This window comes from bacterium (assembly GCA_009926305.1).
Taxonomy (GTDB): domain Bacteria; phylum Bdellovibrionota_C; class UBA2361; order UBA2361; family RFPC01; genus RFPC01.
Map to the genome: position 1 here is coordinate 1 of RFPC01000275.1, position 1,051 is coordinate 1,051.

Annotated in this window: 2 protein-coding genes; one reads left to right on the plus strand and one right to left on the minus strand. The window is 44.1% G+C overall.

What is annotated here, in order from left to right; genetic code table 11:
• Nucleotides 1–530: hypothetical protein (locus tag EBR25_14505; GenBank protein ID NBW42180.1), on the minus strand; the 530-nt coding region annotated here is incomplete at its 3' end.
• A 154-nt stretch (nt 531–684) separates the two neighbouring features.
• Between EBR25_14505 and EBR25_14510 the strand changes: the two genes are divergently transcribed.
• The gene (locus tag EBR25_14510) at nt 685–1,035 is read left to right on the plus strand and encodes a hypothetical protein (GenBank protein ID NBW42181.1); all 351 of its coding nucleotides are present in this window, start codon (nt 685–687) and stop codon (nt 1,033–1,035) included.
• The last annotated feature ends 16 nt before the right edge of the window (nt 1,036–1,051 follow it).

Sequence of the window (1,051 nt, forward strand, 5' to 3'; positions counted from 1 at the left end):
CCGCCACCACTTTCCCCAGAGGCATCATCACTACACTGAATCTCAGAGGCTTCTACTTTTACACAACGACCAGAATTTTTCTTACAATCAAGGGCAATCGATTCTTCGAGCTGCTTTCGCGCCTCAAAGTCTAACTGCCTCAAAACAGGAGCCATCGAGACAAACTTTCCAGAGATACAGCCAGACAGATTCTCGTGCAGTTCCCGACACGACTTGAGAGCTTCCGACTTTTTATCCTCCAGTATGCCACTTAACAATCCTCTCGAGACCTCTTCACTACTGCCCTTCCTCTGCACATTATCATACAAGACCTTGAGCTCGGTCGCTTGGCTCTCACCTTCCTTATTCTCCGAAGCCGGTAACTTTCCTTTCCCAGCCACTGGTGACGTCGTTAACTCAGGAACCCAGAAATACGAAATCCCAGATGAACAGACAGGAGCAGCATTCGCAGCAAGCGGAGAGAAAGCTATAGAAAGGACACAGAAAACCGATATCACCAGAGATGAGACTCGATAAAAACATTGTTTCATTTTAATCCTTATCCACCATCAATCACCTTCAGAGTATCCCAGAACAAGAAAAAACCAAAAGGTGCAATTTTTTTGAATGATATTACCCGAACAGCGTCTATTGTGTAGAGAGAAAAGCGGTTTTTTACGGTATTCAAAAAGAGAGACAGACACTATGAGCCAAGCAACATCGAGCCGAGTACACTTTGATGTCGATGCCCTAGAGGTATTTGGAGACAACACTCAACGCGGAACACCAGAACGGAATCTTCTCATGGCGGTTCTAGAGCGAGCCATTCTTGATTTTGTTGGAAATGACAAGAAAGAAGCCTCACACGCAGAGGAATGGCTTTTTGGAGATGAAGTTCAAGATAAAATTCATTCCCCATTTACCTTCAGTTGGATTTGTCAGCAACTTGACCTTGATGAGAAATTTATCTCTCAAACAGTGAAATCAATGCCAAAGAGAGGCAAGCGAAGAGTTGCTCCGTGGTATTTTATGAAAGGCGGCATTTCAACTTCGTGAAAGAATGTTTCAGTAT